Source organism: Nocardia sp. NPDC041819 (assembly GCF_055590505.1).
In genome coordinates, this window is sequence record NZ_JBVJAP010000013.1 from 1 (window position 1) to 25,627 (window position 25,627).

Annotated in this window: 30 protein-coding genes and 1 tRNA gene; 17 read left to right on the forward strand and 14 right to left on the reverse strand. The window is 68.1% G+C overall.

Features of this window, described 5'->3' with window-relative positions; translation table 11 throughout:
• Positions 1 to 156 (forward strand): MspA family porin (locus ACZ6DL_RS28875; protein WP_466056066.1); only part of this gene is annotated, 156 nt, incomplete at its 5' end.
• A 173-nt stretch (positions 157 to 329) separates the two neighbouring features.
• On the opposite strand, the gene ACZ6DL_RS28880 is transcribed toward ACZ6DL_RS28875, so the two are convergent.
• The 3 genes from ACZ6DL_RS28880 to ACZ6DL_RS28890 all read right to left on the reverse strand — a co-directional run bounded on the left by ACZ6DL_RS28880 (position 330) and on the right by ACZ6DL_RS28890 (position 2,066).
• Positions 330 to 995 carry an SAF domain-containing protein gene (locus ACZ6DL_RS28880; RefSeq protein WP_466055803.1) on the reverse strand — a complete coding sequence of 222 codons (666 nt, stop codon included), beginning with the start codon at positions 993 to 995 and terminating at the stop codon, positions 330 to 332.
• Between the two features lie 87 nt (positions 996 to 1,082).
• Positions 1,083 to 1,388, reverse strand: a complete 306-nt coding sequence (locus tag ACZ6DL_RS28885) for an FmdB family zinc ribbon protein (protein ID WP_466055805.1) — start codon at positions 1,386 to 1,388, stop codon at positions 1,083 to 1,085.
• A gap of 69 nt (positions 1,389 to 1,457) precedes the next feature.
• Positions 1,458 to 2,066 carry a 5-formyltetrahydrofolate cyclo-ligase gene (locus ACZ6DL_RS28890; protein WP_466055807.1) on the reverse strand — a complete coding sequence of 203 codons (609 nt, stop codon included), beginning with the start codon at positions 2,064 to 2,066 and terminating at the stop codon, positions 1,458 to 1,460.
• A 68-nt stretch (positions 2,067 to 2,134) separates the two neighbouring features.
• Here ACZ6DL_RS28890 and ACZ6DL_RS28895 point away from each other — a divergent pair, with 68 nt between their 5' ends.
• The 5 genes from ACZ6DL_RS28895 (at position 2,135) to ACZ6DL_RS28915 (ending at position 6,723) form a co-directional block, all read left to right on the forward strand.
• Positions 2,135 to 3,091 carry a UTP--glucose-1-phosphate uridylyltransferase gene (locus tag ACZ6DL_RS28895; RefSeq protein WP_466055808.1) on the forward strand — a complete coding sequence of 319 codons (957 nt, stop codon included), beginning with the start codon at positions 2,135 to 2,137 and terminating at the stop codon, positions 3,089 to 3,091.
• Between the two features lie 151 nt (positions 3,092 to 3,242).
• Complete coding sequence (glp, locus tag ACZ6DL_RS28900) at positions 3,243 to 4,499, forward strand: molybdotransferase-like divisome protein Glp (RefSeq protein WP_466055809.1); 1,257 nt, start codon at positions 3,243 to 3,245, stop codon at positions 4,497 to 4,499.
• A gap of 12 nt (positions 4,500 to 4,511) precedes the next feature.
• A complete protein-coding gene (locus tag ACZ6DL_RS28905) occupies positions 4,512 to 5,162 on the forward strand; it encodes a GNAT family N-acetyltransferase (RefSeq protein WP_466056068.1) in 651 nt (216 codons plus the stop codon).
• Between the two features lie 263 nt (positions 5,163 to 5,425).
• Positions 5,426 to 6,556 carry a divisome protein SepX/GlpR gene (sepX, locus tag ACZ6DL_RS28910; protein ID WP_466055810.1) on the forward strand — a complete coding sequence of 377 codons (1,131 nt, stop codon included), beginning with the start codon at positions 5,426 to 5,428 and terminating at the stop codon, positions 6,554 to 6,556.
• Between the two features lie 91 nt (positions 6,557 to 6,647).
• Positions 6,648 to 6,723 (forward strand) — tRNA-Ala (locus ACZ6DL_RS28915).
• A gap of 635 nt (positions 6,724 to 7,358) precedes the next feature.
• Here ACZ6DL_RS28915 and ACZ6DL_RS28920 read toward each other — a convergent pair.
• The 4 genes from ACZ6DL_RS28920 to ACZ6DL_RS28935 all read right to left on the reverse strand — a co-directional run bounded on the left by ACZ6DL_RS28920 (position 7,359) and on the right by ACZ6DL_RS28935 (position 8,864).
• Positions 7,359 to 7,820 carry a hypothetical protein gene (locus ACZ6DL_RS28920; RefSeq protein ID WP_466055812.1) on the reverse strand — a complete coding sequence of 154 codons (462 nt, stop codon included), beginning with the start codon at positions 7,818 to 7,820 and terminating at the stop codon, positions 7,359 to 7,361.
• Positions 7,821 to 7,890: 70 nt separating this feature from the next.
• Positions 7,891 to 8,217, reverse strand: a complete 327-nt coding sequence (locus tag ACZ6DL_RS28925; RefSeq protein ID WP_466055814.1) for a hypothetical protein — start codon at positions 8,215 to 8,217, stop codon at positions 7,891 to 7,893.
• 5 nt (positions 8,218 to 8,222) lie between these two features.
• Entirely contained in the window at positions 8,223 to 8,549 is a 327-nt protein-coding gene (locus ACZ6DL_RS28930) for a hypothetical protein (RefSeq protein WP_466055816.1), read from the reverse strand.
• A 3-nt stretch (positions 8,550 to 8,552) separates the two neighbouring features.
• Positions 8,553 to 8,864, reverse strand: a complete 312-nt coding sequence (locus ACZ6DL_RS28935) for a hypothetical protein (protein ID WP_466055818.1) — start codon at positions 8,862 to 8,864, stop codon at positions 8,553 to 8,555.
• 215 nt (positions 8,865 to 9,079) lie between these two features.
• Here ACZ6DL_RS28935 and ACZ6DL_RS28940 point away from each other — a divergent pair, with 215 nt between their 5' ends.
• The gene (locus ACZ6DL_RS28940) at positions 9,080 to 10,336 is read left to right on the forward strand and encodes a helix-turn-helix domain-containing protein (protein ID WP_466055819.1); all 1,257 of its coding nucleotides are present in this window, start codon (positions 9,080 to 9,082) and stop codon (positions 10,334 to 10,336) included.
• A 4-nt stretch (positions 10,337 to 10,340) separates the two neighbouring features.
• Here ACZ6DL_RS28940 and ACZ6DL_RS28945 read toward each other — a convergent pair whose 3' ends face one another.
• Complete coding sequence (locus ACZ6DL_RS28945; protein WP_466055822.1) at positions 10,341 to 11,042, reverse strand: 2'-5' RNA ligase family protein; 702 nt, start codon at positions 11,040 to 11,042, stop codon at positions 10,341 to 10,343.
• Between the two features lie 177 nt (positions 11,043 to 11,219).
• Positions 11,220 to 12,434: an epoxide hydrolase family protein gene (locus tag ACZ6DL_RS28950; RefSeq protein WP_466055824.1), complete on the reverse strand. Its 1,215-nt coding sequence runs from the start codon at positions 12,432 to 12,434 to the stop codon at positions 11,220 to 11,222.
• Between the two features lie 103 nt (positions 12,435 to 12,537).
• On the opposite strand from ACZ6DL_RS28950, the gene ACZ6DL_RS28955 reads away from it, so the two are divergent.
• Positions 12,538 to 13,104 (forward strand): CGNR zinc finger domain-containing protein, encoded by a 567-nt coding sequence (locus ACZ6DL_RS28955; protein ID WP_466055826.1) that lies wholly within the window; start codon positions 12,538 to 12,540, stop codon positions 13,102 to 13,104.
• 55 nt (positions 13,105 to 13,159) lie between these two features.
• Here ACZ6DL_RS28955 and ACZ6DL_RS28960 read toward each other — a convergent pair whose 3' ends face one another.
• The 3 genes from ACZ6DL_RS28960 to ACZ6DL_RS28970 all read right to left on the reverse strand — a co-directional run bounded on the left by ACZ6DL_RS28960 (position 13,160) and on the right by ACZ6DL_RS28970 (position 15,062).
• Complete coding sequence (locus ACZ6DL_RS28960; RefSeq protein ID WP_466055828.1) at positions 13,160 to 13,696, reverse strand: hypothetical protein; 537 nt, start codon at positions 13,694 to 13,696, stop codon at positions 13,160 to 13,162.
• A 383-nt stretch (positions 13,697 to 14,079) separates the two neighbouring features.
• A complete protein-coding gene (locus ACZ6DL_RS28965) occupies positions 14,080 to 14,451 on the reverse strand; it encodes a DUF2511 domain-containing protein (RefSeq protein WP_466055830.1) in 372 nt (123 codons plus the stop codon).
• Between the two features lie 158 nt (positions 14,452 to 14,609).
• Positions 14,610 to 15,062, reverse strand: coding sequence for a hypothetical protein (locus ACZ6DL_RS28970; RefSeq protein WP_466055832.1), 453 nt, complete (start codon positions 15,060 to 15,062; stop codon positions 14,610 to 14,612).
• 137 nt (positions 15,063 to 15,199) lie between these two features.
• Here ACZ6DL_RS28970 and ACZ6DL_RS28975 point away from each other — a divergent pair, with 137 nt between their 5' ends.
• Positions 15,200 to 15,826, forward strand: coding sequence for a TetR/AcrR family transcriptional regulator (locus ACZ6DL_RS28975; RefSeq protein ID WP_393233627.1), 627 nt, complete (start codon positions 15,200 to 15,202; stop codon positions 15,824 to 15,826).
• Here ACZ6DL_RS28975 and ACZ6DL_RS28980 read toward each other — a convergent pair.
• A complete protein-coding gene (locus ACZ6DL_RS28980) occupies positions 15,810 to 16,475 on the reverse strand; it encodes a TetR/AcrR family transcriptional regulator (RefSeq protein WP_466055834.1) in 666 nt (221 codons plus the stop codon). The two genes, ACZ6DL_RS28975 and ACZ6DL_RS28980, sit on opposite strands and share 17 nt — an antisense overlap.
• A gap of 101 nt (positions 16,476 to 16,576) precedes the next feature.
• Between ACZ6DL_RS28980 and ACZ6DL_RS28985 the strand changes: the two genes are divergently transcribed.
• The 3 genes from ACZ6DL_RS28985 (at position 16,577) to ACZ6DL_RS28995 (ending at position 18,552) form a co-directional block, all read left to right on the forward strand.
• On the forward strand, positions 16,577 to 18,046 hold the full coding sequence (locus tag ACZ6DL_RS28985; protein WP_466055836.1) for a cytochrome P450: 1,470 nt from the start codon (positions 16,577 to 16,579) through the stop codon (positions 18,044 to 18,046).
• Positions 18,043 to 18,228, forward strand: coding sequence for a ferredoxin (locus ACZ6DL_RS28990; RefSeq protein ID WP_357122046.1), 186 nt, complete (start codon positions 18,043 to 18,045; stop codon positions 18,226 to 18,228). The genes ACZ6DL_RS28985 and ACZ6DL_RS28990 overlap by 4 nt, the downstream gene beginning before the upstream one ends.
• Before the next feature lie 90 nt (positions 18,229 to 18,318).
• On the forward strand, positions 18,319 to 18,552 hold the full coding sequence (locus ACZ6DL_RS28995; RefSeq protein WP_357035746.1) for a hypothetical protein: 234 nt from the start codon (positions 18,319 to 18,321) through the stop codon (positions 18,550 to 18,552).
• A 29-nt stretch (positions 18,553 to 18,581) separates the two neighbouring features.
• Here ACZ6DL_RS28995 and ACZ6DL_RS29000 read toward each other — a convergent pair whose 3' ends face one another.
• Positions 18,582 to 19,319, reverse strand: coding sequence for a uracil-DNA glycosylase (locus ACZ6DL_RS29000; protein WP_466055838.1), 738 nt, complete (start codon positions 19,317 to 19,319; stop codon positions 18,582 to 18,584).
• Between the two features lie 363 nt (positions 19,320 to 19,682).
• Here ACZ6DL_RS29000 and ACZ6DL_RS29005 point away from each other — a divergent pair, with 363 nt between their 5' ends.
• The 5 genes from ACZ6DL_RS29005 to ACZ6DL_RS29025 all read left to right on the forward strand — a co-directional run bounded on the left by ACZ6DL_RS29005 (position 19,683) and on the right by ACZ6DL_RS29025 (position 25,591).
• A complete protein-coding gene (locus tag ACZ6DL_RS29005; RefSeq protein ID WP_040869994.1) occupies positions 19,683 to 20,126 on the forward strand; it encodes a GyrI-like domain-containing protein in 444 nt (147 codons plus the stop codon).
• Complete coding sequence (locus tag ACZ6DL_RS29010) at positions 20,123 to 20,557, forward strand: effector binding domain-containing protein (protein WP_062975927.1); 435 nt, start codon at positions 20,123 to 20,125, stop codon at positions 20,555 to 20,557. Before ACZ6DL_RS29005 ends, ACZ6DL_RS29010 begins: the two co-directional genes overlap by 4 nt.
• Positions 20,558 to 20,804: 247 nt before the next feature.
• Positions 20,805 to 21,578, forward strand: coding sequence for a hypothetical protein (locus ACZ6DL_RS29015; RefSeq protein WP_466055841.1), 774 nt, complete (start codon positions 20,805 to 20,807; stop codon positions 21,576 to 21,578).
• Complete coding sequence (locus tag ACZ6DL_RS29020) at positions 21,568 to 23,706, forward strand: Rv1355c family protein (protein ID WP_466055843.1); 2,139 nt, start codon at positions 21,568 to 21,570, stop codon at positions 23,704 to 23,706. The genes ACZ6DL_RS29015 and ACZ6DL_RS29020 overlap by 11 nt, the downstream gene beginning before the upstream one ends.
• Positions 23,707 to 23,773: 67 nt before the next feature.
• Positions 23,774 to 25,591, forward strand: a complete 1,818-nt coding sequence (locus tag ACZ6DL_RS29025; RefSeq protein ID WP_466056070.1) for a putative bifunctional diguanylate cyclase/phosphodiesterase — start codon at positions 23,774 to 23,776, stop codon at positions 25,589 to 25,591.
• Positions 25,592 to 25,627 lie beyond the last annotated feature (36 nt).

The following is a 25,627-nucleotide window of genomic DNA, read 5'->3' on the forward strand; positions in this document are numbered from 1 at the left end:
GGCACGTCCGGTTCGGTGACGTGGGCCGATGAGACCATCGGTCTGAATGGTTGCGGAGGCTACGCCCAGGCGCGCGCTTTCGTCAGCGTCGAGGTGGAGACCGACAACGTGATCACCTGGGTGACGTTGTGGGGAGCGCCTTTCAGCCTCGGCTGAGCCGGAGACCAACGCGCGCAACGCGAACGGGCCCGTCGATGACGGGCCCGTTCCACTTGCGGCGCAGCCGAAGTGAGTTACGCCCACCCGCGCTGGTTCGGCTGTCGGCGAGCAGATCGCGAATCTGGATCGGCACCTCTCGGTGTGGTGCTTCGGCGAAGCTTGTCGGCGGGTCAATGGAAGACGACGGTGAGCGCGGTGCGCAGTGACGCCCCGGCCACGGCGGTAGCGTGCTCGGCGTCCATCGCCACCAACACCACGCGTTCCGCGGCGCCGCGTCCGTCACCCGCGCCGGCGACGAGAACGACGGCGGAATCGGTGGCGAGGGTGCGGGCGGGACGGGCGCCGGAGCCGTTCGCGTCTTCGGCGCCGATCACGTCCACGCGATCACCCGCGCGCAAGATGTCGGCGACCGCCGTGTCGGCGAGGCGGATGGGCACGATGCGCGCCTCACGCGCGCCGGTCGCGGCCGCGGCCAAACGCGGCCCGACGACGCGTAGATCGGTGAAGACCTCTCCCTGCCGCATGGCGCCGGTCAGCGTCGCGCCGACGAGCACGGCGGGATCGGCGACCGCACCCGCGGGCAGCGTGCCCGCCTCGCGCGGTGCGGGGCGCAGGTCACCTGCTTCGAGGAGTCGGCCCGGCGCCAGATCCCGGCCCGCGACGAGGACCGTCGTGCGTTCGGTATCGGGGTCACCGCGAAGGAAGAGTAAGACCGCGACGGCGGCGAGCGCGGCCGCGAGCAGCCGTCGGGCGAGCACGGCGTCGGCCCAGGGCGGTCGCTGCCACCCGGCCGGATTCCAGCCACCGCGGCCGAGGTCGGCGAATGCACGAGTCATGGCCGGATCCTATGGCTGGACGCGCACTCACCCGGCCGGGATCACGGTGGGCTGTGGATAGGTGACTGGCTGTGGAAAGCCGTCGGATCAGCTGGCCACGGCCGTGCTGGCGGATGCGGTGGCCCCGCTCGACGACCCGGAACTCGACGACCCGGAATCGGAAGAGGAACTCGAACCGCTGTCGGACTTGGCCGGCTCGCTGGCGGTCGTGGAGCCGCCCCGGCTGTCGGTGCGGTAGAAGCCGCTGCCCTTGAAGACGATGCCGACCGAGTTGAACAGCTTGCGCAGCTTGCCGGAGCACTCCGAGCACACGGTCAGCGCCTCGTCCGTGAAGGACTGAACGATGTCGAAGCGGTTGTCACACTGGGTGCACGCATACGAGTAAGTAGGCACAGGATCCTCCGCGGTGTTCGTCGATCTGGCACTCTACAGCCGACAGTGCCAACACCGCCAATCGGTGTTTCATTCCCCAGCGTAATGGTCGCCCAAGCGGTGCAGGCCGCCCCGTGGCGTGAGCGCCCAGCCCATGCGCCGATCGTGCGGCTCCTCGGGCAGCCGGTCGACCAGCTCGTCGTCCCGGACCACCGCGACCAGCCGCGCGTCCGGACGCGCGGCTGGCAGCGTGCGGTCGTAGTAGCCCGCGCCGCGACCCAGCCGCACGCCGCGCAAGTCCACCGCGAGGGCGGGGACCAGGATCAGACCGGCCCTGGTCACGGCGTCCGGCGGCAGCACAGCGCCGGTGGGTTCGAGCAAGCCGTAGCGGGCCCGCCGCAGCGCGTCCGCGCCGGTGTACTCGGCCCAGCTCAACGGTCCCGGCGGCCCGGTGACCGGCAGGAGTATCCGCGCGCCACCGGCCAGCAGCGCGTCCAGCATCGCCGTCGATCCCGGTTCACCCGCCACCGGTACGTAGGCGCAGACCCACCCCTTGGCTTCCAAGGTGTCCATCGCCGTGGCCAGGGCGAACGCTTCTTTTTCGCGCTCCGTGGCGCTCATCACAGCTCGCCGGGCGAGTAGTTCGATGCGCCATGCATGTTTATCGCGCTCGCCGGGCATCTCCACAGGGATCACCATAGGCTCACCCCGGGACCGAGTCGGCTCGACGCCGATCCGGCGGCGTGATGGATGGATAGGGTATGCGTATGACAGCAAAGTCCGGACAGCCCGGTGGCGCCCCGGCGGAGTCGTGCTTCCGCACGGCCGTGGTGCCCGCGGCCGGGCTCGGAACACGGTTCCTGCCCGCGACCAAGACGGTGCCCAAAGAACTTCTCCCGGTGGTGGACACCCCCGGCATCGAGCTGGTCGCCGCCGAGGCGGCCGGATCAGGCGCCGAGCGCCTGGTGATCGTCACCTCTCCGGGCAAAGACGGCGTGGTCGCGCACTTCGTCGAGGACTTGGTGCTGGAGAGCACGCTGGAAGAGCGCGGCAAGTTCAAGCTGCTGGAGAAGGTGCGCAAGGCGCCGGGACTGCTCGACGTGACCTCGGTGGTGCAGGAGGAGCCGCTGGGGCTCGGGCATGCCGTGGCCCAGGCCGAGCAGGCCCTCGACGATGACGAGGACGTCATCGCCGTCTTGCTGCCCGACGACCTGGTGCTGCCCCGCGGTGTGCTCGACGTGATGTGCCGGGTGCGCCGCAAGCGCGGCGGAACGGTGCTGTGCGCCATCGACGTACCCAAGGACGAGGTCAGCGCCTACGGCGTGTTCGACGTCGCACCGGTGCCGGACGCGGTGAACCCGAACGTGCTGCGCGTCAAGGGAATGGTGGAGAAGCCCGCGCTCGCCGACGCGCCGTCGACGTTCGCGGCCGCGGGCCGGTATCTGCTGGACCGCGCGATCTTCGACGCGCTGCGCCGCATCGAGCCCGGTGCGGGCGGCGAACTGCAACTCACCGACGCGATCGCACTGCTGATCGCCGAGGGACATCCGGTTCATGTGGTGGTGCACCGTGGGTCGCGCCACGATTTGGGCAACCCGGGCGGTTATCTTCGTGCTGCGGTCGATTTCGCATTGGAACGAGAGGAATACGGTCCCGCCCTGCGCGAGTGGTTGCAGCACCGCCTCGGTCCGGACTGGGATCCGCAGCTGACGACCGACGACTGAGGGACCCGGCCGGGGGTTTCGCCGAGCGTGGACCGTCGGGTACGAATGATGGTCACCGCGGTGCGCGCGAATGCGCTTGCGCCGCGGCGGGATCGCGCGTGCCCGCGCAGGCGAGACCGGATGGAGTGCGGAGAGGATCAGGAAGGGCTGGATGCGCTCGGTTGAGGATCAGCAGATCAAGGTGACCGCCGCGGCGGTCGCGCCCCGGCCGGTCCGGGTCGCGATTTCCGAGGCCCAGGGCCTGCTGTGCGCCGAGGACGTCGTCACCGAGCGGCCGTTGCCCGGCTTCGATCAGGCCGCCATCGACGGTTACGCCGTGCGCAGCGTCGATGTGGCTTCCGCCGGGGCCGACATCCGCGACGAAGCGGGTGACCTCGTCGACCTGACCCTCCCGGTGGTCGGCGAGGTGGTCGCCGGTTCGCGTCAGCCGATTCGCTTGCAGCCGCGCCAGACCGTCCGGGTGGACACCGGCGCGCCGATGCCGACCCTCGCCGACGCGGTGCTTCCGCTGGATTTCACCGACGGCGGCCGGGCGAGGATCAAGGTGTACGAGCCGGTGCGCTCCGGCGACTACGTGCGGCGCATCGGCGACGACGTTCAGCCGGGTGACGTGGCGGTGCGGGCGGGGACCATCATCGGCGCCGCGCAAGTCGGTCTGCTCGCAGCGGTCGGTCAAGACAAAGTGCTTGTGCATCCGCGCCCGCGACTATCGGTGCTCTCGGTGGGCGGCGAACTGATCGATATCGATCGGACGCCCGGCCCCGGCCAGGTGTACGACGTGAACTCCTACGCGCTGGCCGCGGCCGCTCGCGATGCAGGCGCGGACGTGAATCGCGTCGGCATCGTCAGTTCCGATCCGCGCCGGTTGCGCGACGTGGTCGAGGGGCAGCTGGTGCGCTCCGAGGTGGTCGTCATCGCGGGCGCGGTCGGCGGCTGGGCCTCCGAACAGGTCAGGGAGGCGCTGGAAGGGCTCGGCGAGCTCGAAATCACGCGCGTGGCCATGCATCCCGGTTCCGTGCAGGGCTTCGGCCGGCTCGGCCGCGACGAGGTGCCGACTTTCCTGCTGCCGTCCAACCCGGTGGGTGCGCTGGTCGTGTTCGAGGTGATGGTGCGGCCTCTGATCCGGATCGCGTTGGGGCGCAGGCAACCGATGCGCCGGATCATCAGCGCGCGGACCATCACCCCGATCACTTCCATGGCCGGGCGCAAGGGATACCTGCGCGCGCAGCTCATGCGGGACGAAGCGACCGGTGAATACCTCGTACAGCCGCTCGGCAACGGGAACTCCTCCTCGCACCTGCTCGCCACGCTCGCCGAGGCGAACAGCTTGATCGTGATCGACCCGGACGACACCGAGATCCGCACCGGTGACGAAGTCCAGGTCGCCTTTCTCGCACAGCGTGGCTGAGACGTGGACGCGATGAATGTCTTCCGGGCCACGCAGCATCCGGGGTGGCCCGCGCGACTGGGCCCGGTCCGGGCGGCCGCGGGACAGGTGACCTTGCGTCCGGTGCGGCTGCGCGATGCGGCGTCCTGGAGCCGGATCCGCTTGCGCGACAGAGCGCATCTGGAGCCGTGGGAGCCGACCGGCCGCGGGTCGTGGGAGGCGCGCAATCACGCCTCCAGTTGGCCGTCGCTGTGGTCGAGCCTCAAGGCGGAAGCCAGGCGCGGCGCGATGATCCCGTTGGTGATCGAAGTCGACGGCGTGTTCAGCGGGCAGTTGACCGTCGGCAATATCGTGCGCGGCGCCCTGCGCTCGGCCTGGATCGGCTACTGGGTGGCCAAGGATCTCAGCGGGCAGGGCGTCGCGACGGCGGCGTTGGCGCTGGGTCTCGACCACTGCTTCGGGCCGGTCGGTCTGCATCGGGTCGAGGCGACCGTCCGGCCGGAGAATCTGGCCAGCCAGGCGGTGCTGCGCAATGTCGGTTTCCGGGAAGAGGGACTGCTACGGCGCTACCTCGACGTGGACGGCGCCTGGCGGGATCACCTGCTGGTCGGCATAACCGTCGAGGAGTTGGCCGGAACGGTCGTGGACCGGCTGGTGCGAGAGGGGCGCGTCACCCTGCTGTAGATCCGGCCACCCGGCCGCGGTGACATTGGTGGAAATGTGACAGGTGTGGCGGATGTGCACGGCGCGCCTGCCGGAACTTGGTGCTACCCGGAATTAGCCTACGGACGTCGATGGTGCGTCTTGCGTCATCGGCACAGAGCCTGCGAGGGGACCGGCGTCCGCGCCGCTGCGTCGGACGGGGGCCGGCCGAGGGCGGAGCGTGTGACGAACCGCTCGCGGGCCGAGCCGGACAAAACCCCAGGCGGGACGGAGGTGCTGACGCGATGCCGAATTCGATCCTGTGGATCGGGCTGGTCGTGCTCTGGGTCTTCGTCCTGTTCCCGATCCTCGCCGATCGCCACCCGAGAATCCGCCGGACCACCGACGCCGCGCTGGCGACCAGGGTCCTGCATCGCGGCGGAGGCAAACGACGTCTGCGGAAAGGCCCGGCCGCCGGGCACGAAACCGATCCCAACTGGCGGCCCCGTGGGCGACACGATGGACGCCGCGTACCGAGAAAGTATCCCCACAGCGATGATGCGGAGGACCGGATGACGACACCGGCCGACGAGCCCGTCACCGAGACCGACGAGGAGAACATGCCCGCGGCCGACGACGTCGCGGCATCCGACATCGCTGACGCCGAAACGGACGACACCGAGGTCGACGCCTTCGGGACCGACGCACCGGACGAGGTCGAGTCGGACGAGGTCGAGTCGGCCGCCGAGCGGTCGGACGACGCCGAAGCCGCCGAAGCCGCCGAAGTCGCTGCGAAGATCGACGCGGAGACCGATGATGGCGGCGTGGGCGCATACCACCCCGAGACGGTCGCGGCCAGAATCCCGCCTGCGCGCTCCACCGCGCCCGCGCGGGTGGACTACGACGAGTACGACGACTACGACGGCGGAGGCTCGGCGGAACAGGATTTCGTCCCCAGCCGTCGTGGCCGGGGCGGTTACGACCCCGAGGCCGACGCCATCGCGCGCGCGGCCCGCTACACCTTCCGGCAGCGTGCCGTGCTCGGCCTGCTGCTCACCGCCATCCTCTCCGGCGCGCTCGCCTTGGTTCTCACCCCCTTGCTGTGGTGGGCCTGCGGGCTCGCCGCGACCGTGCTGGTGACCTACCTGGCCTACCTGCGCAAGCAGGTGCGGATGGAGGAGGAGATCCGCCGCAGGCGCGCCGCCCGCCTCAACCGTGGCCACCAGGACGAGGCCGATCCGCACGCCCGTCGAGCCCGCGCCCCGCACGGCACCATGGACCGCGACACCGCCCGCGCCCTGCGCCGCCGCTCCACCCTGGTCGACCCCGACGACGAAGACCCCATGTTCGCCCACCTCGACCCCTTCGACCCCGCCACCGCCCGCGCCCTGCGCACCCGAGCCAACGGCGACATGCGCCGCGCCGCCGGCGCATAGCCTCCACCTGTTACCGCAGGTCAGAGTACCGATTCGGAGTCTGGGCGGATGGCCTGATACAGTGTCACAGCGCGGTTCCCCGGAACCGCACGGGGCTATAGCGCAGTTGGTAGCGCGTCTCGTTCGCATCGAGAAGGTCAGGGGTTCGATTCCCCTTAGCTCCACCAAAAGGTCTTTCAGCGACTCGCCACCTCTTCGGGTGGCGAGTTCTTTTTTCGCCAAGTGCCGCTTCAGTGTGACGGGTCTCTGGGCTTGCCCCGCGCCACACCCTTCGCCCGCAGGATCGCATAACCCCGCCCCCGGGAGATCCCCAACACCGCAACCGCCTCGGCCACCGACACCCCGGCACCGACCAACCCGACCAACTGGTCACCCAACGCGGCCAAATCCCCAGAAAACGACACGGCCGCCGCAACCTCTCAAATCCAGAGTGTTGCGACGACCGCGTGAACCCAAGTATCGGGTTGGGGCGCGTTCGGCGTTTCACTCCGGCTGCTGGAAGGGGACCGGGCGGGCCCGCCGTATCTGAGATGGCCGGACTTACTTCTCCAGCTTCTCCAACATCCAGCTGCCGACGGCGTACATGTCGTCAGCGGGGATGGCGCGCGTGTAGTGCAGCGGTGGGGTTATCCAGCGGATCCGACGCCATCCTATGGATGGCCGGATGACCCATCCGCCATATTCGCGGCGAGAATTCCACTGGAGTTTCCTGGTGTAGCCGGGCGGGCGGGAGACACCCCGGAACCGGAGGTACAGAGTTTGGCGCAACCAGAGCCAGCGAGTCGACCATGTGACAGGGCCGCTACTGAGATAGAGCAGCTTCACGGGGTGAACCTAGCACGGGATGATGGTGGGGGGTGGTCTCCTTGCGGACCTCATCCGTCCCGGTGCCCCAGGTAGCCCGCATGACGATCTTGCCCTGCCACACGCCGGGCAGGCAGTCCAACGCCATTGCGGCGACGTGGCGAGTGGGATTGGGGATGTCCTTAACAACGGCTGGCTCCCCCTTCGGCGTGGGATTGCTGTGGCTCGACCGGTACCACAGCTGCAACGTGAGGTAGAACTCGATCGGGGCGGGGTCGCATTTCACTGTGCCGCCTACGACGACGGCGTTGTGCAGCAGGTAAGGCTCCTTGTTGAAAGCGAACGAGCAGGAACCGCCAGTTGCCTGCGCGACCGGCGCGGTGGTGAGCGTCTGCCCGGCGAGCAATGCGGCGCTGGCAGCGACAACCGTGACGGCTGCCCGAATCACGTTGTGTCTCACAGATATCCTCCGTTACCTACTACTCCCGCACCCCACGGGAGAGATCAGAACCGCCCCATGCGGCGGATGCTCAGTACTCCCGTGAGCTATCGGGCTTCATCCGGCCCGCGCTGATCAGGGTTTGCCGTGCTGCCGCCTTACGCCGGCACTCGTCTGCGCGGCACCCGCGATGCCGCTGCATTGTTTGGTGCGCCTCTTGGACGCCGAGTTCGTGATCCGGCGCATCGTGCGGGAACCCTGTGGCCCACAAGGTGTGGTCCATTCGTTGCTCGGCGACGCGGGCCTCAGCGGCCTCGCGGTCGGTGGGAACCTGCCACCACATCGAAGCCGCGACTACCGGCACCGTGACTACGAGCGCGGCGCCGAGGCCGATCGCAAAGGTGACCCATCCATGCATGCCGATCACATCCCGGAGGGGAACATCGTCGGGATCTGCGAGGGCCACTTGTGCCCCCGCTCGTACGTCTGCTCGGGCGTCACGAGGTCGCATAGTTCCGTGATCGCCCGCCGAAGCCCGGCGGCATGATGAAGGCTCGGCGTGATCACTGCGGCGGCGTCCGCCTGGTGGATTCCCTGCATGAGAATCAGACCCATGGTCTTCGCGCTGGCGTCGAACTTCAGTGTGTCGATCAGGAAGTAGTTGTGCTCTATGGCGAGGCGCTCGATCGCGCTCTCGTCTCCGGGCATGTCGACCCGCAGGAATCCGATCGCGTTCGGTCCGAGGCTCAAGGCTCAGCCCGCCGGATACTGGACGTGGCCGGGGATGATCCGTATGGGAGTGACCACACTGCACACCGCGGTGACCGCATCCATCATGGGCTCGGGAATGTGGCGCTCGTCCGCGATCGCAACAGCCGCGGCGTGGTGCCCGTGGACCCGCGCGAGTAACCAGGTCGCCGTGTCGGGCTCGATCTCAGCACGGGGCGTGAGCATTTCGATGAGCGTGTAGCCGACGCGGTCGGCCAGTTCGCGGATCGTCGTCGCGTCCTGTCGCGCATCGCCGGCCAAGTCTTTGCGCAGGAAACCGATTGCCTTCGCGTTCATGCCGTCCTCGCTGCTGGGTGCCGTTGGTGTGCACCCGGCGCCGGGGCTCTCGCCATCGGGCGGCTCAGTGCTACCGATGGACTGGCATCACCCGGCGTCAGGTGCCTACCAGCACTTTCCAGCGGAAGTACCGGCGATTGAATCCACGCGACTACTACGGAAGATCTACGCTGGCTTTCACGAACGGACGCACAGATGGGCCAGATCAGATGATCGTGACCAAGTGGACGGGGGTCGAGGTTCGTGCATTACGCACCGCGGCGTTGCGTGTCAGCCAGCCGGAGTTCGCTGAGATCCTCGGGTTCACCGTCGCAGTCGTGCGCAAGTGGGAGGGTCGGCGCGAAACCATCGAGCTGTCAGGCAAGTACGCGGCGGCCATGGATACCCTGCTCGATCGGCTTACCGATTCCGAGCGGGCGCGGTTCGAAGCCGCACTCATGCCAGGGCCGCGCCCCACGAGCATGCGTACGGTGGCTGACACCTTCGACAGTCCAACGGACATCGCGCGGCGTGTCCAGGGCCTGTCCGAGCTGGAGGCGGACGGCAACGTCCTCGACATTCTGACGATGGCCGTCGACGACGTCATCGCCCGCTACGAATCGGAAGGTCCGCGCCGACTGGCACCGGAAGTGATCACTGCCCGCCACCAGGTAGAGGTGATGCTCGGCCAGCGTCGGCACCCTGCCCAGCTGCACACGCTCTATACGATCGCGGGCCGTCTGTCCGGCGTTCTCGGCTACATGGCGGTCAACCGCGGACGATTCGGGCACGCCCGGATGTACTGCCGCGAGGCGTTCGCCATCGGTGAGCTACTCGGCGACACCGACCTGCAGGCGTGGGTGAAAGGCACCGAGAGCTTCTGCGCCTACTACCAAGGCGACTATGCGACAGCTGTCCGGGCAGCCTACGAGGGACTGGACTTGGCGAACGGTGGCCCGCAGTCCATCCGCCTGTACTCGAACGGGCTGGCGCGTGCTCTCGGCAAGGTTGGAGACTCGACCGGTGTCGCGGCGGCGATCGCCGCCGCGACAACTACGGCAGCCGCGCTCGACACCGGGTCGGGACTGACGCCCGCATTGACCTTCGCTCCGTACGGGGAGGCGCGGCTGATGGCGAACGCGGCCACCGCGTTTCTCTCAGCCGGTGAGTATGAGCGCTGCCTCGACTACGGGCAGCAGGTGGAGGATAGAGTCGCCGAATCCGACTCGGTATGGAGCCGGTCTCTGGTGCGGCTCGACATGGCGACCGCGATGCTCGGTGCCGGACGGCGTCGAGATGTCGAGCAGGCCGCGCAGCTCGGCGTCGAGGCGCTCGAAGTATCCAGCGATCGGCCGATCCGATCGGTCTGGCAGCGGGCACACGAACTCGGCGCGCTCATAGGAGCGATCCCTGCACGCGGCCCAGGCGAGTACCTCGACTCCTTGCAAAAGTGGTCGTCGTCCGCGCGAGAGTTCTCGGCACCGGAAGGTTAGGCGCTCAGCCGAGGGGTAGGACGGCGCGGTCGATCCAGCGATACCGGCGGCCGTCGCGGCGCAACTCGACGAGGTCGACCGTGTTCACGCGCACAGTGACCGGTGGTAGGTCTCGCAGAGCGGAGACATCGGCGATCAGCGCCGCAGCGTTCTGGGAGCGGTTGATGTAGCCGATCCCGAGGTGTGGCCGAAACTCGGTCGTCTCGGCGAGGCGGCTCGTCGGCCGGTGGGTGGCGGTCGCCTCGCGCAGGGCGCGGTGCAGATCGAGCAGGTTGTCCCATGGCGTGACCGAGAAACGCAGCGCACTTCGGGATCCGGTCAACGGCCCGACCTCGACATCGAACGGCGCGATGTCGGTCAGCTGTGAACGTGCCGCGGCGGCGATACCCGTGAGCTGCTCGCTGGAGATATCGCCGACCTTGCCGACGTTCAGCAGTGTCATGTGCAGAGCGTCGAGGGGGACCGGGTCGATTCCGTCGTCCGCGAGGACCTTCTGACACCGTTCGGCGAGATCGGTCAGCGCCGGATCGTCGAAGGTCAGATACCAGTAGTAGCCCGACTGACCGGGCGCCCAGGACTTCAACGTCCAGTGGTCATACAGAATCCCGAGCTGACGGAACGCCGTCCAATCGTTGAAGCGAATGGCCCCAGGGTCGGACGTCGATGCGGGTTGCAGCAGCGGGAAGGGGCGCTTGGTGGGAACCACGCCGTGAGTGTACGGAGAGTTGATCGATGTTGATGCCATCAATACTTGGATGAAAACCCGCAGGTCGCGAGCCCTCCTCGAAAGTTGTCCCGAAATCTCGAACCGCAGTTCAGAGGCCAGAAACCATGGAATTTCAAGGGGCCCCGATTCCGGTCGGGGCTCTGGGCACGGCCGCGATCACCCACTGGCGTCCAGCACTGCCGCGAGGCCTTCTTGCAGGTCCTTGACGAAATACTCGGGAACCTCCAGCGACGGGAAATGTCCCCCGGTTTCGGGCGTCCTCCATCGGACGATCTGTCGGTACCGCTGCTGTGCCCAAGGGCGCGGGCACTTCTCGATGTCGCGGGGATACATGGTGAGTGCCGAGGGGACGTCGACCCGAAGTTCGGGGTCGAGCGAGTTGTGGCTCTCGTAGTAGATGCGGGCCGACGACGCTCCCGTCCGCGTCAGCCAATACAGGGTGACGTCGTCGAGAATGCGGTCTCTGGAGATCGTCTCGAACGGGCTGTCCTCGGTATCGCTCCACTCGGCGAACTTGTCGAGGATCCAGGCGAGTAGCCCGACCGGTGAGTCGACGAGCGAGTAGCCGATGGTCTGCGGCCGGGTCGCCTGCTGCTTCGCGTACGCCGCGCGGAGGCGTGTCGACGATCCACTCCAGAAATCGCGGGTTTCCTCGGTCCATTCGCGCTCGACCGCCGTCAGCCCGTCCGTTGTCAACCCGGGCGGCGCCTCCGCGAATGTCGTGTGGATGCCGAGAACACGCTCCGGGAACCTGCCGCCGAGAACCGTGGTGATATTGCCTCCCCAGTCGCCGCCGTGGGCCGCGAACTTGCGGTAGCCGAGCCTTCCCATCAGTTCCACCCATGCGGCCGCGATCTTTTCGGTTCCCCACCCGGTGGTGGCCGGCTTGTCGCTGTAACCGAAGCCTGGTAGCGACGGAACCACGACGTGGAACGCCGGCGCGTCTGCGTCTTTCGGATCTGCCAGCTCGTCTACTACATCGATGAACCTAGCAATGCTGTCCGGCCAGCCGTGCGTCAAGATCAGAGGAGTGGCGTCCGCGCGCGCGGATCGGCGGTGCAGGAAGTGGATTCCCAGATCGTCGATGGTCGTGCGGAATTGGCCGATCCGGTTGAGCCGCTCCTCGAACGACCGCCAGTTGTACCCGGTGCGCCAGTAGTCCACGACGTCGACGAGGTCGGCGAGAGGAACACCCTGATCCCATCGGCGAGGGTCGGGCGCGGCGCGATAGACCGTCTCGGCCTCCGGTAGCCGCGCCGCGGCCAGTCGCGCGCGCAGATCGTCGAGGTCGGCGTCACTCGCGTGGGCTTCGAATGCTTGCACGCCGAGGTCGGGCGGAAAAACCGGATCGAGGTGGCCGAGTGCGGGCATGAGACCTCCTGGTCGTCGCGGAACCGGCCACGGCATGTCGAGAACCGGCTAAGACGGTTCTAACATGGCTCCGCATCGGCTGGCAACCAGCTAAGGTGGTTCCATGCCTGCTGGGCCTCCTGACTTTCGCCTCGGTAACGTGCTGGCGACCAGCTTCACGGGAACTCTGTCGGAGCGTCATGGCGACCCGGTGGAACGCATTCCCACGCCGCAGCGCCTCGTCGACTGGCTGGTCGTGAGCGGCTTGGCCGTGGACTCCTGTACCACCGCTCAGCTCGAACTCGCCCGGGAACTGAGGGAATCGATTCATGCCGCCGCGACAGCGGCCGCGATTCATGACGCTCTGCCCGCGTCTGCTGTCCGAGTCATCAATGACCGCAGCATGGGGGGTCGGGCGGCGGCCATCCTGACGCCCGAGGGCAGTCGTCAATGGCGACTCGGCTCGGCTTCCTGCGTAGAAGATGCTCTAGGCGTGATCGCCGCCGACGCGATCAGCATCATCGCAGGCGAACGCGACGGAAAGTTGGCCCTGTGCGCATCGCCGACCTGCCGAGCCGCCTTCTTCGACACCAGCCAGAGTCGCACCCGCAAATGGTGTGACATGAACACGTGCGGGAATCGTCAGAAGAAGGCGCGCTTCAACGCCAACCAGCGCAAGAACAAACGCTGAATGCCAGGCGGCTCTGCTGCCGGTGCACCTGTACCGGGCAGAGCTGGCCGGTGGCTCAAGCAGTGGCGCTACGCAGGGCGAACCAGCCGGTGCCGGGGTCGGCGAAGCCGTGGTACATCAGGCGGACTCGCTGGTCCACCTCGAAGAGGCGGTAGACCGCGAGCATGGCGCGGGCCGTCGCTTCCTGCTGGAAGTCGTCGATGCGGCGGTAGCCGATGGGGTGTTCGGGGAGCAGGGCCAGGCGGGTCAGTTCGGCGGGATCGGTGATGTCCAAGCCGATCGGCGCGGCGTCGGTGATGTGGTGGTCGTGCAGGATGTCGTGGACCTGATGGGGGTCGGGGCGGCCGGTACGGAACTCGTGCAGTTCGGGACGTAACCCTGGGCCCCCGGCTGCCGGTTCGTTCTCGACCAGGTAGATCACCTCGGCGTCGGGGGTCGGTGCGCCGGTGTCGGTGGAGAGCGGGGTCTGCTCGAGTAGGTGCAGCATATTGCCGCCGGGGATCAGCGGCTCCGGTGCGAGGAACAGCGTCACCGTTGGGCAAAGGCAACCTGGGCCGACCAGGCAGACGCGCAGATGGAACGAGTCGGGCATGCGGCCCTCCTGCATGGGCGGACCGGATGCACCGGCCCTCGCTGGATCGGGACTTCGAGTTGCGCCGATCGCGAAGCTACCGCGGCGCTTCGACGATCGACCGTGCCGCAATTCCCCAGTCTAGGAGCCGGGCACAGCGCGCGCACCGCCATCACCCGCTTTCGTCGGCGGATCCGGCGAGCGCCCGCGATGTCCTCGGATTCGGCCGCTCTTCAGGGCTGGATATCCCTGCTGTGCGATGGTCGTCATCACGGTCTCGACCGATCCATATCGACTCGGGCAGCCGTGAACGCCTGAGCCGCGACGTTCAGCGGGTGATGCGCCGAGCCGCGTCGCTCTGCTCCTGGTAAGAGGCTGCGAGGAGCCGAGGAAGCTGCCGGCCGTCAGCCGGAAAGATGGCAGAGCGCGAGGGTTTTGCTACGTATGGCTCCGAGGCTGATCTTGTCGCCTCCCGCACCGGTGGCGCGAAGGGGTTCGATGCTCGCGATTCCGGCGGTGGAGGCGTTGTCGTTGAGCGCGTAGGCGGTGCCGTCGGGGGCGATGAACACGGCGAGGTCGCCGGGCCGGCATTCCAGGGTGCCGTGGTCTACGGTGAGCGGCCACAGGTAGCCCAGATTCTCGCCGCTGATCGCTTGACTGCTGGAAGTCGGCGTCGGGAGGGGTGACGGAACCGGGTGCGCGGGATCCTTCGGACCTGACCCGCCACCGCATGCGGAGGTCGCCAACGTACCGGCGATGAGACCGGTGACCAGCATTCGCCGTTGATTTCCGCGACGAGTATCGACGCGCCTTTCTGACACGGACATCCGTGTATCCCCCCTTTGCGTCGCGCCGACTCGGGGCGCTCGGCACGCAGCCTACTGGCGCAAACCGCCGCAGCGCTAGAGATGCGGCGCGGTGGGCGGATCGAACCTCAGTTGATCTTGATCTCGACCGGCGGGGCCGCCAGGTGCGGGTAGTCGGTTGTCACGTCGACCTGTATCCGGCCCGGGCCGGTGGGCAGGGCGGCGAAGACGGTTCCCGGTGGCTGGTTTCCGGCCGTGTCGTCGCGGACGGGGACGGCCACGGTGCCCGCGGCGCCGGTGTCGAGGTTGCGCCAGTTGGCGAACGCGGTGAAGGCGCACGGCGTGTCCACCGGGGTCTGATTGGCGAAGCTGATGCCGAAACGGGCCGCACCGGGTGTTCCGGTGGGCGAGGAGACGCCTGCCCGGCCTTCGCCGTAGCAGATATCGCCGAAGGTGTAGATCACTCCGATGTTCACGAACACGGGTTCATCCGCCGTCGCCGGGGGCGCCGATGCGGCGAACCCGCCGATGCACAGCGCCGCGACCAGGGCGCTTCGTCCCGCCGGCTGTCTGCCCAGCACTGTCGATCACGCTCCTTCTTCGTCGAATCGAGCACTCTCGGACGGCCATTGTGCCCCGCCCGGGACCGTTCGCGGTCCGATTCGCGCGCATCGTCACCGCGGTATGCGCGGGACCGTGATCGGCCTAGCATCGGTACGTGGAGCGAGGATCGTTGCTGAAAGCGCGGGCGGGCGGGAAACTGCACGGCGGTAATCACGGCATCGCGCCGGAAGACGTGGTGGCCGCGCAGCGGGCCCGCATGCTGGTGGCGATGATCGAAGCGGCCGCGGACAAGGGCTACGCGGCGGCGACGGTGGCCGACGTGCTGAAACGCGCCGAGGTGTCGCGGATGACCTTCTATCAGCATTTCGCGAACAAGGAGGCGTGCTTCCTCGCCGCCTACGACATGGCCGTGGAGATCGTGATGACCCGGATCGCGGGAGCGCTCGCGGCCGACGGAACGCCGCTCGAGCGGATAGACCGCGCACTCGACGCGTATTTCGCCACCCTCGCACAGGAACCGCAGGTGGCGAAGGTCTTTCTGGTCGAGGTGTACGCGGCGGGCAGGTCCGTGCTGGAGCGGCGGCTGGCGGCCCAGGCCGCTCTGGTGGACGGATTCGCCGCGGCGCTCGGCGCGGCGCGGCCGCATCAGCGGCTGGCGGGCGAGGCGGTGATCGGCGCGGTCGTCTCCTTGGCGACCAACCGCGTCGTCGCGGGCGACTTCGCCGCGCTGCCCGGGTTGCGCGAGCCGCTGATGTCGTCGTTGATCAGGAATCTGGTGTGAGACCGGACAGTCGCGCGGCGACCGCGGGCAGCCGATCGAGCATCGCCACGGTGAAATCGCCGAGCAGCGCGACCAATCCGTCCCGGTCGACGTCGAGTCCGCCGTCCAGCCAGACCATGACCAGTTCGGCCGCGCCGCCGGTGATCAGCTGGGAGGTCGCGGCGATGGCGGTGTCCTGACCTTCGGGCAATTCGAGCACCAGGCGCGTCTGCTCGATGATGACGTCGGCGACCTGGCGCATGCCCGCGAACCTGCTGCGCATGAGCGCCTCGTCGCCGTAGGTCTGGGCGAAGGCCACCTTCGCCCGCCGCGGATCGTCGGTGAGTTCGACGATGAGGGCCGCGACCCCGGCGCGGATCCGGTCGGCGGGCGTGCCCGCGGTCTCGGCGATGGCGGCCTTCGCCCGGTCGAGTGCCGCCTGCTGGATCTCCACCAGCACGACGGAGGCGAGCGCGTCGCGGTCGGGAAACGCTTCGTAGAAGAAGCGCGGGCCGACTTTGGCCTGTTCGCAGACCCCGCGCACGGTCAACGCCGACAGTCCCTGAGTGCCGATGATGTCGAGGGCGGCGTCGAGCAACCGCCTGCGCCGGTCCTCACGGCGCTCGGCCGTGGAGGCTCCGCGGTAGGTGCCGCTGACGGTTCGGGTCACCACGCAAGCTTGGCACAGTCAAAATTGGGAAACAAACGTTTACGGAAACGTATGTTTCCTCTATCGTCGGACTACCGCAGTGTCGCGAAGGGAAGACGGCCATGAGTCTGCTTGTGCCCCAGTCGTTCGATGAGGTCTCCGGCACGATCCGCCGAGCGCGGACCACCTGGGCGTGGTACGCGCAGCGGGCGGCCGCGCGGGCGGTCGCGCGTTACCCGGCACCCGTGCGGCCGCTGGCCGATCCGCCGCAGGGTAGCGGACTGAAACCGGTGCTCGGCGACTTCGGGCTTCCCGGTATCGGGTACACCGTGCACGCCTTGGCCGATCCGATCGGATTCGCTCGCACCCGCTTCGATCGCCTCGGTCCGGTGCAGTGGTTCGGCATGCTCGGCAGGCGGATGGTCACCTTCGGCAGCCCGGAGGGCTACGAGGCGGTGATGCTGGACCGGAACAAGGTGTTGTCGGCGCAACGCGGCTGGGAGTGGCTGATCGGCCCGTTCTTCCGCGGCGGCTTGCTGCTGCGCGATTTCGACGACCACCTCTTGCACCGGCGCGTCATGCAACAGGCTTTCACGCGGCCGCGGTTGATCGGCTACCTCGACATGACCACGCCGCGGATCACCCGCGGCATCGCGCGGTGGGAGCCGGCCGACGACTTCCGCGTCTACCGCGCGATCAAGAAGCTGCTGCTCCAGCAGGCCACCGAGGTCTTCGCGGGCGCGGAACTCAGCGCGGACGCCGCACGGCTGGAGCGCGCCTTCGAGGACGCGGTGCGCGGTGGGGCCGCGCTGATCCGGGCGAACGTGCCGGGCGGGGTGTGGGCCCGCGGCGTGCGCGGGCGCCGGGTGCTGGAGGAGCACTTCCGCCGCGAGCTGCCCGCCAAGCGCGCGGGCGGCGGCAACGATCTGTTCAGCGTGCTGTGCCGGGCGAGCACCGCGGAGGGCGAGACCTTCACCGACGACGAGGTGGTCGAGCACATGATCTTCGTGATGATGGCCGCTCACGACACCAGCACCATCGCGGCGTCCATGCTCGTCTACGAGCTGGGCAGGCATCCGGAATGGCAGGAGCGGCTGCGCGCGGAATCCGTCGCGCTGGGCAAGCCCGCGCTGGACTACGACGATCTCGACCGCCTGCCCTCGCTCGACCTCGCGTTCAAGGAGGCGCTGCGGGTCTACTCGCCGGTGGCTCAGCAGGTCCGCGAAACCATCGCCGACACCGACATCCTCGGTTACTACCTGCCGAAGGGGACGTTCATCCTGTGCGGGACGTACGGGCTCATGCGCAACGAGGAGTACTGGCACGACGCCGACACATTCGATCCGGAACGTTTCGCCGACCACCGCCGTGAGGACAGATCGCACCGCTTCGCGTGGGCGCCCTTCGGCGGCGGGGCGCACAAGTGCATCGGCCTCTACTTCGGCGGCATGACGGTCAAAGCCGTGGTGCACCAGATGTTGTTGCGCTATCGCTGGAGCGTGCCGGACGGCTACGAGCTACCGCTGGTCGCCGGGACCGGACCGGTGCCCGCCGACGGCCTGCCCCTCCGGTTGGAGCGGATCGGCCGATGAGGATCGTCGCCGACCGCATCGTGTGCGCGGGCCATGGCATGTGCGAAGCGCTGGCGCCGGATCTGTTCCGGGTCGGCGAGGACGGAATCGTCGTGCCCGCGGACACGGTCGCGCCGACCGAACGGGAGCTGCTCGAACTCGTCGTGGACAGTTGCCCGGTCCAAGCGCTGCGCCTGACCTGAGGTTTCCCGATTCGTTTTGCGTGGAGGGCGCTGGGTACCGCGAACTGCGACGCGCTAGTCCATTCGACGCGAGAGGACCGGTGAGACCAGATGGCTACCTGCGACACCTGCGGAAACGAGTACGACAAGACGTTCACCATCACCCGCGACGGCGAGTCCGCCACCTTCGACAGCTTCGAATGCGCGATCAACGCCATGGCGCCCACGTGCACGCACTGTTCCTGCCGCATCCTCGGCCATGGAGTGGAGGCGCGGGGAGAGTACTTCTGCTGCGCGCACTGCGCCCATGAAGCGGGTCACCCGGCCCTGGTCGATCACGTCTGAATCGCTCGACAGCGGCGATGCGGGAGCGATCACCCGCGCGGTGCGTGGCTTCGCCGCACCTCGAGCCCGGCGGTTTCGGCCGCGTCGGCGAGTACTGCCTCGAGCATGGCGGGAGTGAGTCGTCCGGTGAAGGTGTTCTGCTGACTGACGTGATAGCAGCCGAACAGGTGCAGCGGGTTCCGCTCGGCGTCGGTCGCGGCCAGTTCCACGTGCGCGCCGTGGCCGAAGCGCGGGCGCGGGCGCGGAACCACCCAGCCCGCCCGTGCCAGTACCGGAAGCAAGGCTTGCCAGCCGAACGCGCCCAGTACCACCACCGACCGGACGGTGGGCGTCAGCAACCGCAACTCGGTATCCAGCCAGTGGCCACAGCGATCCCGCTCCTCGGGCGTCGGCTTGTTGTCCGGTGGCGCGCAATGCACCGGAGCGGTGATCCGCACGCCGTCGAGTCGCAGGCCGTCGTCGAGGCTGATCGCGGTCGGCTGGTTGGCGAGGCCGACCGCGTGCAGCGCGGCGTAGAGCACGTCGCCGCTACGGTCGCCGGTGAACATCCGTCCGGTCCGGTTGCCGCCGTGCGCGGCGGGCGCGAGTCCGACGATCAGCATCCGCGCGTCCGCCGGGCCGAAGCCGGGGACGGGGCGGCCCCAATAGGTCTGGTCGCGGAAGGCGGCGCGCTTCTGTCTCGCGACGAGCTCTCGCCAGGCCACCAGACGCGGGCAGGCGAAGCAGTCGGCGATCGTCGCGTCGAGTTCGGCGATGGTCCGGCACATGTCAGTACCGGCTGTTCGGGTCGGCGGCGTGCTCGCGCGGCTCGCGGGCGTGCCCGGGCGCGGCGCGGCGGTATCGCTCGGAGATCGGCGTCTCGTTCATCAGAACTCCGTTCGGGGGTGCCCGAGGGGCGAACCGGACGATCATGCCCACTATGCATCAGCGCGACCCGCCGGTGCCGTCGGCCGCCGATCGCGTCCGTCCGGACCGTACCGCTTCGGACATCTGTCCAGTTCAGCGGGGTGATCGCGCGGTCGTGGGGGGCGATGTGTGATCGGTACCACCCGGTCCGGGTTGGTAGCATGGCGATTCCGACCGACCGGACGCGGTGGTTCACCTCCGGCTTTCTCCGAAAGAGTCTTTCCATGCAGTTTGAAATCGTCGAGCGGGACGAGACGTGGGTTGCCGGGCTGCCGGTGCGCAGCCCCAAACGTGCGCTCGGGGAACTGCGTGACCGTGATCTGGAGGCCGCCTGGGCCGCGGTGTTGCACCAGGAACTCGGCGGCCCGCTGGCCAGCGCCTACACCGATTACACCGGCGAGCTGGGCACTTACAACACACAGATCGTCGGCTATCAGTGCGCGTCGTTCGACGAGGTCACCCGCGGGCACCTGGTCGCTCGGCTGCCGGGCGGGGCCTACGCCCGGTTCTCCTCGGTCGGCAATTTCCCGCAGGTGATGACCGACCTGTGGACGCAGATCGCCTATGCCGAGGAGCACAACCAGATCAAACGGACCTACACCGGCGATTTCGAGTGCTATCCGCACGCCTACAAGATCGATCTGTACCTGGCGGTCGACGCGCGATGAGCTATGCGATCGTGGTGCGCGCCGAGGCGATCTACGGCGGGCTTGTGGTGCCGCGGGTGCGCCCGAGCTTCAAGGTCAGCAACAGCGACCTGATCGATTTCCTCAAGGACCGGCTGCGCGACCGGGCCGGCGACGACCATCCGATGTACACGGTGTATGTGCCGGATCCGGCCGGGAACTACAACGCGGTGGTCTGCTTCGAGTATCCGTCCCCGGACGCTGTGCCGGTGGGCGACGTCTTGGTGCGGGTGCCCAAAGGCGTTTATGCCCGTTTCGCGCCGAATGGCGACTATCACGATCCCGTCGAGGACGTATGGGCGCAGGTAGATGACGCGACGGCGTCCGCCGAGATCACCCGGGCTTACCGCGAGGAGATCGAGATCTGGCACGGGCCGGAATCGGTCGAGTTGTTCATTTCCATCCTCGTTTAGCTTGCTAAATAGTAACTGACGTCGAACCGACTGGTCTCCCCGTTATTTCCGATTGCGATTGCGCTGGGTTTGACCTGCAAAAATATTGCATGTACCGCAGAGTTTTCGGAAGATTAGCCGGACGGCTGGTCAATTCCTGTCCGATGACGGATACTGCCCTGGGCAACTTCGTCTCGGCTCGGGGCCGTGTGGGGCTGCATCGGGCTGGACTATCGCGCAGGGCAGCGCGGCGATGGAGTGGAACAACATGACTGTGGATCTGATTGCAGTCGTGCCGAGGAACTCCCGTGGACGGGGAGTGCAACGGTATTACGACGCGCAATCCGAGTGTGCGTTCTTTGTCTCCGAACCGAGTGGTCATCCGGAACTCTGGCACCGGTATCTGAACGGGGCGCGCGATGTTTACCGGCGATTCGGAGTCGAACAGGCGCTCGAATACGACGCCGTCTCTGACGGTGCGTCGACGTCGCTGTTCTTCGCCGCGCTCGACGCCGACGGCGACATGGTCGCCGGAACGCGGATGCAAGGGCCGTACACCGACGCGCGGCAGGCGCACGCGCTGGTGGAATGGGCCGGTCATCCGGGCGCGGAGGACTTGCGGCGGATGATCGCCGACCGGATACCGCACGGCGTGGTCGAGGCCAAGGGGGCATGGGTCGCCCGCGACGCGGCCAACCGGGCCGAACTCGGTGCCGCGATCTCGCGCACCGTGCTGCACGGCGCGCGCCTGCTCGGCGCACGGTACGGCTTCGCGACGGTGGCCTCCTTCACCGTGTCCCGGCACGAGGCGTGCGGTGCGGTCGCGGCCGAGTGCATCCCGGCGGTGCCGTATCCGGACGAGCGCTACCGAACCGTTCCGCTGTGGTGGGACACACGAAGCTATGGCGCGTTGGCCGAGGAATCCCAGCGGTCCGCGACGCGAGCCGAGCAGGACGCGCTCGGCTTGCCCACCACGCGTCCGCTCGACACGCGGTGCGGGGCAGGCCGGGCGACGGAGGGCCGGCGCGGCCATGGGCGATGACCGGAACCGAATGGCGGAATACCGGCCGCTGATCCTCGACCCGGCCGATCCGGCGGACGCGCGGACCCTCGCGGGCCTGCGCGACGACCCGCACGTCGAGTTCCGCGACCTGCGTGTGTCGTTGCGCGCCGAGCGTCGCAAGATGGTCGCCGCGCCGGATTTCCCGGAGGGGCCCGAAGCGGATCGCTGGATCTACTATCCGTGGCGCGCCGCGGTGGTCGGATTGCCGGGGCCGCGTACTTTCCGGTCGATTCGGCTGGATCGCAATCGGAACAAACTGACCGGAGCCGAACAGGAACGTCTGGCCGAAGGCACCATCGGGATAATCGGACAAAGCGCGGGAAACGCGATCGCGCAACTGCTCGCACTCGAGGGTGTTTGCGGCGGGCTGCGCTTGGCCGATCTGGACGAAATAGAATTGTCGAATCTCAACCGGGTGGCGGGAACGCTGTTCGACGTCGGCGTCAACAAAGCGGTGGTGACCGCCCGCCGTATCGCCGAGTTGGATCCCTATCTTCCGGTGGAGATCTTCGCGGCCGGTGTCGACGAGAATTCGGCGGATGAATTCTTGGACGGCCTCGCGATCGTGGTCGAGGAATGCGATTCTCTCGATATGAAACTGGTGATTCGCGAGGCGGCGGCTCGGCATCGCATTCCGGTGCTGATGGAAACCAGTGACCGCGGTTTGCTGGACGTCGAGCGTTTCGATCTCGAACCGGGGCGTCCGGCGTTTCACGGATTGCTCGGCGAGGTTCGCGCGCAGGATCTGCGCGGGCTGACCTCGCGCGAGAAGGCGCCGTTCGTGGTGAAGCTGCTCGGCGCCGCCGGCCTGTCGCCGAGACTGGGTGCGAGCCTGGTCGAAGTCGGCGAGACGGTGACCAGCTGGCCGCAGCTGGCCGGTGACGTCACCCTCGGCGCCGCCGGCGTGGTCGCCGCGGTACGGCGCATCGGACTGGGGATGAAGCTGGCTTCCGGTCGCGTCCGGGTCGATGTGGAGCGGCATCTCGACGAGCTGGCCGACCCTCCGCCGAACGACGAGCCGGTGTGGGCCGAGGCGCCGCCCGAGCCCGTCGGTGGACCCGTCGAAAGCGTCCTGGCCTGCGCCCAACGGGCGCCGTCCGGGGGAAACATGCAGCCGTGGTCGCTGCGCGCCGAGGCAGGGGAGATCTCCATCGAACTGGCGCCACAGCACAGCACGGCGATGGACATCGGCTATCGCGGCAGCGCCGTCGCGCTCGGCGCGGCCGTGTACAACGCGCGGGCCGCCGCCGCCGCGCACGGGATTCTCGGGCCGCACGAGTTCGTCGAGGGGCCGCCGGGGTCCGGTCGTCTCCTCGCCCGCCTGCGACTGGGAGACGGCCGCAGTGCAGAGCTGGCCGCGGAGTATCCCGCTGTGCTGCGCCGCGAGACCAACCGAAGGATCGGCACCGGGGCCGGGCCTGCCGACGGCGTACTCGACACGCTCACAGCGGTCGCCGAATCAGCCGGGGCGCACGTGCGCGCGGTCGTGGATCGGCAGGACATCGAAGAAGCTGCACGTTTGCTGGGCGATTCCGATCGAATCCGCTATCTCACGCCGCGCTTATACGAGGAAATGCTCGCCGAGGTCCGTTGGGCCTCCGACGACGACCCGGAGACCGGAATCGACGCGCGCAGCCTGGAGCTGACCGACGACGAGTGGGCGGCATTCGAGATCACCACCCGCGCCGACGTCATGGCGCAGTTGCGGTCCTGGGCGGGCGGTTCGGCGCTGGGCAAATACACCGGTGACCGGGTGCGCTCCAGCTCCGCCATTCTGGCGGTGACATTCGACGGGATCGACCCGCGATTGACCGACTACGCCGCGGCCGGAGCGGCGGTCGTGCGGGTTTGGGTGCAGGCCGAGCGCCTCGGATTGAGTGTGCAACCGATTTCCCCCGTATACCTCTACGCCCGACGCCATGGCGAACTTGCTGCGATTTCCCCCGACTTCGCGGATACACTAGCGTCACTTCAGGGCCGTTTCCTGGACCTGCTGGAAGTGCCTGAGCATGAGACCATGGCGTTGGTGCTTCGCCTGAGCTACGCCTCCGCCGCCACCGTACGCAGCAGGCGGCGTCCGGTGCTCGGTGTGGACACCAGTAGTTAGCGCGATCGGAGACAATGTGCCACGGCGGACACTCGACTCGTTGGTGACCCAGGTCGCCTCTGAGCTCATGGGTGTGGACGCCACGACCATGGTCGCCGCCACCGAACGCGTGCTCGCTCAACTGGTCGAGTACTTCGACGTGGATTTCAGCTACGTGCGGCACACCGACCGCGAACGCCGGGCAACGGTGCTCGTCGCGGAATGGCCGCACCGGCAGAACATTCCCGATCCCGACCCCCTCGGCGTGATCTACTTCGACGGGGCCGATCCCGTGTTCCGTGCGCTGGAGAACGCGACCGAGCCGATGGTCGCGCGCCCGACCCCGGAGTTCGCCGATTACCAGGAGACCGTCCGCCGCGGGTCCGGCATCGTGGGGGTGACCTCGGCCGCCGTGCCGCTGCTGTCGAGGGGCGAGCCGACCGGCGTGCTCGGCTTCGTCAAGTCCGGCGATCGCGAGTGGAGCACTCGCGAACTCAACGTGCTGAAAGCCATCGCGGCGCTGTTCGCGCAGCTGCAGGCGCGGGTGGTCGCGGAGGAACGTCTCCGATATATCGCGCTGCACGACGACCTGACCGGCCTGGCGAATCGGCGTGCGCTGCTCGAGCACATGGAGGAGCGATTACGCTCCGGCAGTCCCGGCCCGGTGGCCGCCTTCTTCCTCGACCTGGACCGCTTGAAAGCCCTCAACGATTTCCTCGGTCACACCGCCGGGGACAATTTCATCCGCACGTTGTCGACGCGGTTGCGGGAGAACCTGGACCCGAACGACATGATCGCCCGACTGGGCGGCGACGAATTCGTCATCGTGCCCGCCAAGCCCATGGACGCGGTGGCCGCCGAATACGAGGCGAACCGCATCCAGCAGTTGATCGCCCGGCGCGTCACCGTCGGCGGCGAGTCGGTCAGCCGGGGCGCGAGTGTCGGCGTAGCGCTCGGCTTCCCCGGTGAGACCACCGTCGCCGACGTGCTGCGCCGCGCCGATCACGCCTTGTTGTCGGCGAAATCAGGCGGCGGCAACGGCGTCGCGGTGTTCACCGACACCATGCGCGCGCAATTCGAACTCCAGGACGATGTGGAGCTCAACCTGCGCGGCGCGGTGTCGGACGGCTCGCTGCTGCTGCACTATCAGCCCGAGGTGGATCTGCGCACGGGCCGCATCGTGGCGTTGGAGGCGCTGGTCCGCTGGCTGCACCCGACCAGGGGGCTGCTGCCGCCCGCCGCGTTCGTCACCGTCGCCGAGGCCACCAACCTGGCCGGGGAGCTGGGGCGCTGGGTGATCCGTTCGGCGTGCGCGCAGTTCGCCGAATGGCGCAGGCGCGGCCTGGCGGGCAACGTGGTGATGCGGATCAACGTGTCGCCGGTGCAGCTGGTCAGCCTCGACTTCGTCGAGCGCATCGAGGACATCCTTCGCCTGTTCGGCATCGATGGCAGCTCGGTGTGCCTGGAGATCACCGAGCACGTCGTGGTGCAGGACCTGGCCCGGACCCAGGTCACGCTGCGCGGGCTGAAGCGGATGGGTGTGCAGATCGCCATCGACGACTTCGGCACCGGTTACAGCTCGCTGTCGCATCTGAAGGCGCTGCCGGTGGACGCGGTGAAGATCGATCGGGGGTTCGTGCAGCGGCTCGGCGCCAGCACCGACGATCTGGCGATCGTGAAATCCATCATCGGCCTGGCCGGCTCGTTCGGGCTCGGTGTCGTCGGCGAGGGCGTCGAGACGGCCGTCGCCGCGCGCACCCTGGTCGGTCTCGGCTGCTACCGCGCGCAGGGCTTCCTGATCGCCAAGCCGATGCCCGCCGAGCAGGTCGAAACGCACCTCACCGCGGGCCGCATCCCGCTCGATCTGGATCTGCCCCGGGCCGGGCGCGGGTTGCCCGCGCACTGAGATCACGGCCGCAGCCGCCGGTTATCCGGGTCTTCC